This is a genomic window from Streptomyces misionensis, from assembly GCF_007896895.1.
GTDB lineage: Bacteria > Actinomycetota > Actinomycetes > Streptomycetales > Streptomycetaceae > Streptomyces > Streptomyces misionensis_A.
The window spans coordinates 1-8580 of record NZ_VOGW01000156.1; the positions used below are offsets into that span (position 1 = coordinate 1).

General features: G+C 73.8%; 9 protein-coding genes, 1 tRNA gene and 1 pseudogene. 6 read left to right on the forward strand and 5 right to left on the reverse strand.

Translation table 11 applies throughout. From position 1 onward, the window contains the following. The first annotated feature begins 208 nt into the window (after positions 1–208). From FRZ03_RS25810 to FRZ03_RS25830, 5 genes are all read left to right on the forward strand, one after another. On the forward strand, positions 209–499 hold the full coding sequence (locus tag FRZ03_RS25810) for a hypothetical protein (RefSeq protein WP_146467541.1): 291 nt from the start codon (positions 209–211) through the stop codon (positions 497–499). A 155-nt stretch (positions 500–654) separates the two neighbouring features. Next, a complete protein-coding gene (locus FRZ03_RS25815; RefSeq protein WP_146467530.1) occupies positions 655–1143 on the forward strand; it encodes a DUF5949 family protein in 489 nt (162 codons plus the stop codon). Between the two features lie 245 nt (positions 1144–1388). Beyond that, a complete protein-coding gene (locus FRZ03_RS25820) occupies positions 1389–1904 on the forward strand; it encodes a hypothetical protein (protein ID WP_146467531.1) in 516 nt (171 codons plus the stop codon). Positions 1905–2053: 149 nt separating this feature from the next. After that, positions 2054–2566, forward strand: coding sequence for a tyrosinase family oxidase copper chaperone (locus FRZ03_RS25825; RefSeq protein WP_146467532.1), 513 nt, complete (start codon positions 2054–2056; stop codon positions 2564–2566). Beyond that, the gene (locus FRZ03_RS25830; protein ID WP_146467533.1) at positions 2550–3416 is read left to right on the forward strand and encodes a tyrosinase family protein; all 867 of its coding nucleotides are present in this window, start codon (positions 2550–2552) and stop codon (positions 3414–3416) included. Before FRZ03_RS25825 ends, FRZ03_RS25830 begins: the two co-directional genes overlap by 17 nt. Positions 3417–3488: 72 nt before the next feature. Here FRZ03_RS25830 and FRZ03_RS25835 read toward each other — a convergent pair whose 3' ends face one another. From FRZ03_RS25835 to FRZ03_RS25860, 5 genes and pseudogenes are all read right to left on the reverse strand, one after another. Continuing rightward, a complete protein-coding gene (locus FRZ03_RS25835; RefSeq protein ID WP_146467534.1) occupies positions 3489–3764 on the reverse strand; it encodes a chaplin in 276 nt (91 codons plus the stop codon). A gap of 123 nt (positions 3765–3887) precedes the next feature. After that, positions 3888–4847, reverse strand: a complete 960-nt coding sequence (locus FRZ03_RS25840) for a D-2-hydroxyacid dehydrogenase family protein (protein ID WP_146467535.1) — start codon at positions 4845–4847, stop codon at positions 3888–3890. A gap of 211 nt (positions 4848–5058) precedes the next feature. Then, complete coding sequence (locus FRZ03_RS25845; protein WP_146467536.1) at positions 5059–5397, reverse strand: hypothetical protein; 339 nt, start codon at positions 5395–5397, stop codon at positions 5059–5061. A 182-nt stretch (positions 5398–5579) separates the two neighbouring features. Beyond that, positions 5580–5789, reverse strand: a pseudogene (locus tag FRZ03_RS25850) (DUF7660 family protein); the annotation flags it as partial. 728 nt (positions 5790–6517) lie between these two features. Continuing rightward, positions 6518–6593 (reverse strand) — tRNA-Arg (locus FRZ03_RS25860). A 274-nt stretch (positions 6594–6867) separates the two neighbouring features. Here FRZ03_RS25860 and FRZ03_RS25865 point away from each other — a divergent pair. After that, positions 6868–8478: a dynamin family protein gene (locus FRZ03_RS25865; RefSeq protein ID WP_146467539.1), complete on the forward strand. Its 1611-nt coding sequence runs from the start codon at positions 6868–6870 to the stop codon at positions 8476–8478. Positions 8479–8580: the final 102 nt, after the last annotated feature.

Sequence of the window (8580 nt, forward strand, 5' to 3'; positions counted from 1 at the left end):
GTGAGCACGCTGCCGAGCCTGCCCGCGCTGCCGAGCCTGCCCGCGACCGGCTGACCGGCTGACCGTCGGGGCGCGGGCGCGGTCCGTCCGGCCGAGGAGTTTTCATATGTCTTGCGGGCCACGGGGTTTCCGGCCCGGCGCGGCGGTCGTTAGGCACGGCGTCGGACATCCCCTGGGCGGCGACGAGCCGCCCGAAGAGAGGAACATGATGAAGTCCCTGAAGGCTGCCGTCGTCGTTGCCGGTTCCGTGGCCCTCGCCGGCGTCGCCGCGCCCGCGTTCGCCTACAACGCCTCCGAGCTGACGCCCACCAGCCTCAACGGTGCCGTCAACCAGCTCGCCAAGGGCCCGATCACCCTGCGCGACGTGATGCCGATCCAGCACCAGTCGGACGCGCTCGACACCGAGAACAAGGACTCCCTGCTGCACACCGTCAAGGGCGCCACCACCGCGCTGAACCAGCACAACCCGCTGCTCGGCGGCCTGCCCCTGCAGAGCTGACACCCCTCGCGCCCCGGGGCCGGTACCGCATCCGCGGCACCGGCCCCGACCCGTTCGCGGCGGCTTCCCTCGATCGTGTGGAGCCCCCCGGGCCACTGGTCCGGACGGGTGAGAAGCCGCCGGACCGCCCCGGGGCCCGTCGATATGGTCGCGCGGTGACCTCAACCCCCACCGCAACGCACCCCGCCGACCTCGGCACGCTCGTCGTGCTGCCCTGGAGCGGCGCGGCCCCCGACGGCACCGACATGCCCTATCTGCTGGCCTACTCCCTCGGGGACGCGCCGGGCGGCCCGGGCACCACCGCCGCCGCGGTCGAGCACCTGCTGGTGAGCAACGGCCTGCCGGTCGGCGGCGACCTGGTCGACGGCACCTACCGGCCCAGCCTGCCCATCAGCCTGCTCGTGGAGGCCGGACAGGCGGTCGTGCGGATGCCCCGGCTGATCGCCCAGGCCCCCGCGCCGCCGGAGTGGCTCGCCGCCGTCCGCGCCCGCGGCTACGCCTACCTCGTCTTCACCACCCGCGCGTGGCCCGAGGGCGCCCCCGGCACCATCGTGTCGCCCGCCGCGCTGGCCGCGTTCGCCGGCGCCCAGGAGACCCTGAACGCCGCCGCCCACGTCGTACTCCCCGCCACCAGCCTGCGCTGAGGCGGCCGACCCCGGCCTCACGCGGCCGACTTGGGCCACCGCCGCCGGCCGGTGGCCGTCCCCGGCCAGGGCCCGCCTCCCCGGCCGGCACGGCCGCTGTTTTGGACCGGCCCGGTCCCGGCACGACCAGCCGACTATTACGGCAGCCGGGGGAAAACCGCGCCGACGCCGTTTTCCCGTTCCGGCAAGGCCAGTTACGCGGTACGGACGCCAACTCCCGCACCCGTGAAGGGACCGCACCTGAGATGAAGCCGACCACCCGAGGAACCCTTGCCGCCGTCGTCACCGGCGTCGCGGCCGCCGTCGGGGCCGCCGCCACCCCCGCCGCCGCGGCCGGCTCGGTCCCCGTCCCGGTACCGCTGGGCGGCATCTCCCAGTCCCTCGGCACCCAGGTGCCCGAGGCCTCCCTGGACGTGCCGCTGCTGACCCCGGGCACCCCCGAGGGGCCGCGCTACGCCACCGGCCGCCTGCTGCCCGAGGGCGTCCTGCCCCAGGTGCCGATCGGCGGCACCCTGCCCGGCGCCGACCTGCACGCACCGCTGCCGCGGCTGCTCGGCGAGGGCTTCGACCACCTCGACGTGGACGCCCCCGCGGCCGGCCTGCACACCCTCGGCCCCGGCCTGGACCTGGACGCCCCCCTCACTCAGCCCGACCCGGACAACTTCGGCCTGCCCGCCCTGAAAGCCCCCGAGGCCGGTCTCCTCGCCCCGGTCCTGCGCACCGCCGCCGGCGCCGGCCTCGGCACGGGCTCCGGCCGCTGACCCGTACGGCCTCCTCGGCGGCGCCGTTCGGCCGTACGCGGGTGACCCGCACGGCTCCCTTGCCCGCGCGTTCGGCCGTATCCCGGTGACCGCAGCCGCCCCGGGCCGGTTACCGGATGCGACAGCCGACCCCGGACGAGGAGGGTGCGATGACCGACGGCGAAGCGGTGGGCGCGAGGGAGCGGGCCAGAGAGGACACGACGGCCGGACCGACACGGAGGCGGGTGGCGCGGGGACTGCTGTCCTGCGCCGCCGCCCTCTCCCTCATGCCGGTCGTCGCCGCCGCCCGGCCGGTGCCCCCGGCCGCGGGCCCCGGCGGCGACTCCTTCGACGAGACCTACCGGGGCCGGCACATCCAGGGTGTGCGGATGCCCGAGGCGGGGCGCAGCACGTCCGACGCGGACTGGCGGATCACCGTCGACGGCCGGCCGCTGCACCTGATGCGGCGCGCCGACGGCACCTGGCTGAGCATGGTCGACCACTACACCTCGTACCGGACACCGCTGGAGGCCGCCCGGGCCGCGGTGGACGAACTCGGGCCCGGCCAGCGGCTGCGCGAGCTGGCCCCCGGCCCGCTGGGCGGCGCCCGGCCCGGCAGCGTCCTGGACGTGGTGGAACACCTGGGCATGGACATGGGGGGCTGGCATGGCGTACGTGCGTAAGAACGTCGCGGCCCTCACCGCGAGCGAGCGGCGGCGGTTCGTCAACGCCCTGCTGGAACTCAAACGGCGCGGGGAGTACGACGAGTTCGTCCGCATCCACATCGCGTACTACGCCGCCGACGGCGAGACGGGTCTGCGCGCCGCCCACATGGCGCCCTCCTTCCTCCCGTGGCACCGCCGGTTCCTGCTGGAACTGGAGGGGGCGCTGCGCCGCGTCGACTCCTCGGTGACCGTGCCGTACTGGGACTGGACCCGGGACCGTACGACGACGTCGGTGCCGTGGACCGGCGATCTGCTCGGCGGCAACGGGCGCCGCTCCGACCAGCAGGTGACGACCGGTCCGTTCGCCTACGCGGCGGGCCACTGGACCATCCGGGAGGGCGTCACCGACGGCCGCTACCTCACCCGGGACCTCGGCCGCGCCGCCTCGCCCATCCAGCTGCCCACGCAGGGCGACGTGGACTGGGCGCTGAACGACGGGGTCTACGACGTGCACCCCTGGGACTCGACCGTCACCCGCGGGTTCCGCAACAAACTGGAGGGCTGGGGGACCGGCAGCGGCAGCGCGTCCTGGCACAACCACAACCGGGTGCACCGCTGGGTGGGCGGGGCGATGCTCGGCGCCGCGTCCGTCAACGACCCGGTGTTCTGGCTGCACCACGCCTTCCTGGACATGCTGTGGGAACGCTGGCAGCGGGCGCACACGAGCCACCGCTATCTGCCGGCCGAGCCGCCTGGCGCCGGTGACGCGCAGCGCGGCCGGGTCGTCGCCCGGTACCAGAAGCTGCCGCCGTGGGACGACACCCCGGACCGGATGGAGGACGTCAGCCGGATCTACCGGTACGCCTGACGGCCCGCGCGGCGCACGCGAAGAGCCCCGGCGCTCGGAGGTGCCGGGGCTCTTCGCAGGTCACGGCGTGTTTCAGTTGCCGTAGCCGCCGGGCTGCGCGAAGCCGCCGCCCTGGTTGACGCAGGTGTTGCCGAAGGCCGGGTTCAGCAGGCCGATCACGTCGATCGTGTTTCCGCACACGTTGATCGGGACGTCGACCGGGATCTGGACGGTGTTGCCCGACAGCACGCCGGGGGAGCCGACGGCCGCGCCCTGGGCACCCGCGTCGGCCATGGCCAGACCGGCGCCGCTGATCACCACGGCACCGGTGCCGAGGGCCACGGCGGCTGCCTTCGCGATGCGAGACATCACGTTCTCCTTCTTCGCTCGGGAAGCGCGACGGCAGGACCAGCCGCCGCACTCCCCGTTCAACGCCGCCGCCCGACCGTGGTCACGGTGATCAGCCGGGGATCACTCTTTCAACAGGCACGGTCAGGGCAGTCGGCGTATCGGGGCGCCCGCCAGGTACGCCCGGATGTCCTCCACCGCCTGGGTGTAGTACGTGCGGTAGTTGGCGCGGGAGACATAGCCGAGGTGGGGCGTGGCGAGCAGCCGGGGCGCGGTGCGCATCGGGTGCCCGGCGGGCAGCGGCTCGATGTCGAAGACGTCCACGCCGGCGCCCGCGATCCGGCCCTCGTGCAGGGCGGCCAGCAGGGCGTCCTGGTTCACGACGGAGGCGCGGGAGGTGTTGACGAGGTAGGCGGTCGGCTTCAGGAGGGCGAGCTCGGCCGCGCCGATCAGGCCCCGGGTGCGCTCGCCGCCCGGCACGTGCACGGTGACGAAGTCGCTGCCGGCGAGCAGCTCCTCCTTGGAGGCCGCCGCCTCGGCCCCGGCCGCCGCGGCGCGCTCCCCGGTCAGCCGCGGGCTCCAGGCGCTCACCCGCATGCCGAAGGCGAGCCCCACCCGCGCGACCCGGCCGCCGATCCGGCCGAGCCCGAGCACGCCCAGCCGGGCGCCGTCCAGGTCGGCGCCGACCGTGGACTGCCAGGGGCCGCCGGTGCGCAGCGCGGTGTTCTCCTGGACGATGCCACGGGCCAGGCCCAGCAGCAGCGCCCAGGTCAGCTCCACCGGCGGGGTGCCGGAACTCTGCGTGCCGCAGACGGTGATGCCCCGCGCCTCGGCGGCCGCGTAGTCGATCACGGTGTTGCGCATCCCGGTCGCCACGATCAGCTTCAGCCGGGGCAGCCGGGCGAGCAGCGAACCGGGGAAGGCGACGCGCTCGCGCAGGGTGACGACGATGTCGTACTCCGCGAGCGCCGCGGCGAGGGCGTCCTCGCCCTCCAGATGCCGGCGCAGCGCGACGACCTCCACCGCGTCCTCGACCACCGACCAGTCGGCCGACTCGGCGGCCACCCCCTGGAAGTCGTCCAGCACCGCACAACGCAGTCGCACGCTCTCTCCCCTCTCGATCCCGAGGGTCCGCAGTATGGCGGACGCCGCGACCGGTCCTGCCGGGGACGCCCAGGACGACGGGCGCGACCGGGTGCCCGAGCGAACTCACCTGGGCCTGACGGTTGTTCGAGGCGGGTGACTCCGTCGCCCATGACCGAGGGCCGTCCTCGACGCCTCTCGCACCCGGCGCCGGTGCGGAGCCTCACCGGCCTCAGTCGCCCTGGAACCACAGATGGCTGCCCGGGGTGCGGGCGCACCTCTCCAGCATCACGGCGAGGTCGTCCACGGCGGCGCGCTGCCACTCATCGGCGCAGTGCTGCCGCAGCGCCTCGACCTCGGGGAGCGCGGCGGCCGACTCCTGCTCGTTCAGCACCGTGTCCCCGTACGGGTCGACCGCGGTGAGCCGCCCCGGGACGCCGAGGAGCCGGAGCGAGCCGAGCACATCGGCCAGCGCGTCGCCGTGTCCGTAAGAGCTCCGCAGGAGCGTCGCGCGGGACTTTCGCCAACCACGCGCCGGCCGCGCGGAGTGCAGTTCCAGGTCGATCCCCATGTCGTCCCCGATCCTGGTGACCGCGGCTCAGGGCCGGGTGGCGAAGGCGCGGTCGTGGCAGTTTGCTTGGATGCCGGAGATGATGACGAACTCTCCTGTCCGCTGCGCGGACGACGCCGGTTCCGACCGCCTGAGGGTCCTGCTGGAACGTGCCGCCATGACGAAGTTCGACATGGCTCGGCCTACTCGTACACGGTCGCTGCCTGCAGAGCTCGGGCGAAGAACGTCCAGTCACCGCCGGGCGGCAACTCCCGGCCCGTGTTGCCGTACCACCCGTCCGCGTCATCGATCCAGGCGGACAGGGCTTCCAGGAAGCTCGACAGGTCCGGGTTCTCCCAGGAGCTTCCGTCCTCGGCGTGGCTGCGGCGCAAGGAACGAACGAAGGCTGCGAGATCCTCTCTGCTGCCGGAAGTCTGGTCGGTGACCCCTCAGACAGCCGTCGTGCGCGTGGTCGCTTCGACCGGGGCGGTTCTTGAATGGGCCGTGCGGGCGGAACAGTTGCCATGGGCCCTGGAGCAGGTGCACGTGGCGAGCTGAGCGCACGGGAGGCGGCGGTTCCCGTCCGGATCCGCAGTTCGCGACGGCGCCCCCTCCACTCGGTGTCGGCCGATCCCCCCGCCGGAGGCATCGCGTTGACCGCAGGCCACTCCGTGCGGTGATCGACGCATGGTCGTCCGCCGGGCGTGGCGCGGTGCGCGTAAGGCCGTACCGCCTCCTCACGTCTTCGAGTCGCCCGCCGGACGGCGTGTCTACGACAACAGGAACACGTGCCTGACCAAGCGGCTCAACGACGGCGTCCCGCCCGCCGGGGGGCGGAGTGGGCCGGGAACAGTGTCGCCGTGCTCCTGGCCACCTGCGCCCGCCGTGTCGACGGGCAGATGCCCGATCTGGCGAGCGGGCTCGAAGCGGCTGAAGATCATCCCTGACGGCCGTCCGCCGGGTGACCCGTGTGGCCCGGGACGGTGACACGTATTCGACACGGCCACCCGCGAAAACCCGGTGACAGCCGGACGGCCCCGGAGCCAGCCCTTGATCGTCAGAGGCGCTTCCGGGGCTGACGCGCGCCCGGCCGCACCCACTCTGACCAGCAAAAAGCCCTCCCCGAGGGGAGGGCTTCGGATGGCGCCCCCGGCAGGACTCGAACCTGCGGCCAAGCGCTTAGAAGGCGCCTGCTCTATCCGCTGAGCTACGGGGGCCTGGTGGCGGGACCAAGGATAAAGCTCCCTGCTCGCCGACCCTGTCGCTTCCCCTCCGTGGCTCGATGTGGAGGTTCGGTGAAGCGGTCCCGATAATCGCAGGCAGGTACGAATCGTGCAGCGCTTTTGGCGTCCGAGGCCGCAGGGTGTTGTGCACTCGTTATGCCTGACCCGCGCCTGTGTCCCAGTCGCCCCTTCCGTCCTTTCTGTTCCGTCGGCGCGCAGACATGTCTATATGCTTCAGAATTCCCCTAAAATTGGGCATTCTTCGCATGTGGTGACCTTGGACGTACGGCCCCAGCTGCTCGACACACTCTCCGCTCTGCGCGACCGTGTCGACGCCGCACGCTTTCCGCTGCCCCTGGCCGGTGCCCCCCGCGCGCGTGCCAACCGCGACGAGCTCCTCGCCCAGCTGGACGACTACCTCATGCCCAGACTACGGGCACCCGAGGCGCCGCTGCTGGCCGTCGTCGGCGGGTCCACCGGCGCCGGGAAGTCGACCCTCGTCAACTCTCTCGTCGGGCGCCGGGTGAGCGAGGCGGGCGTGCTCAGGCCGACGACCCGCACCCCGGTGCTGGTCTGCCATCCGGCGGATCACCACTGGTTCAGCGGCGTGCGCGTGCTGCCTGACCTCGCCCGGGTCTGGATGCCCCACCACGATCCCCGCGACGACGACCTCCTGCTCCCCGCCGACCAGCCCGCGCGCGCCCTGCGCATCGAGACCGCCGAGTCCCTTCCGCGCGGCCTCGCCCTCCTCGACGCCCCCGACGTCGACTCCCTGGTCGCCGAGAACCGCGTCCTCGCCGCCGAGCTGCTGTGCGCCGCCGACATCTGGGTGATGGTCACCAGCGCGGCCCGCTACGCCGACGCCGTCCCCTGGCACCTGCTGCGCACCGCCAAGGAGTACGACGCCACCCTCGTCACCGTCCTGGACCGGGTGCCCCACCAGGTCGTCTCCGAGGTCTCCCGGCAGTACGCCGCCCTGCTCACCAAGGCGGGTCTCGGCGACGTACCCCGCTTCACCGTGCCCGAGCTGCCCGAGTCCGTGTGGAGCGCGGGCCTGCTGCCCGCCACCGCCGTCGCGCCGCTGCGCACCTGGCTCGCCCATCACGCCCAGGAACCCGCCGCCCGGCAGTACGTCATGGCCCGCACCGCCCACGGCCTGCTCGACTCGCTGCGGACCCGGATGCCCGAGCTGGCCGCCGCGGCCGCCGCCCAGTACGCGGCCGCGCTCCGGCTCACCTCCGCGGTGGAGGGCGCCTACGACGGCGAGCACGCCCGTCTGCGCGGCCGCCTCCACGCCGGCGCCGTACTCGCCGGGGACGCCCTCAAACGCTGGCGCGCCTTTCCCCTGGACTGCACCGCGGGCGAACTCCTCGACGCCCTCGTGGAGAGCCTGGCCGCGCTGCTGCTGTGCGCCGTCACGGCCGCCGACGAGCGGGTGGCCGAGGCCTGGCAGCGCGAACCGGCCGCGCAGGCCCCGGGCCTCGCCGGGCGCGATCCCTCCCCGGAGAGCGCCGAGCACCGTATCGGCCTCGCGGTACGGCGCTGGCGGCGCGAGCTGGAGGAGTACGCCGAGGAGGAGACGCGGGAACTGGAGCGGACCGTCGCACCCGACCCCGAGGCGGTGGCCGCCCTCGCCGCCACCGCCCTGCTGGGCGGGCGCCGGGCGCGCAGCGCGGGCGAGCGGCTGGCCGACCGGGTCGGCGCCCACGGCGCGCTGCGGCTGCGCGACCGGGCCGAACGGCTGCTCACCGAGCACGTGGACCGCGTCGTCCACCGCGAACGCGAACGCCGTCTCGCCCCGCTCGACGCCCTCGACATCCACCCCGAGCCCCAGGCCGAACTCATCGCCGCCCTGTCCGTACTGCAGAAGGAGAGGTGACCGGTGACCACCGTCACTGACCAGGAGCACATCGAGCACATGGAGCACGTCGAGCACACCGGTCCCGGCGGTCACAGCGGACCCGGGGACGGACTCGGGCGG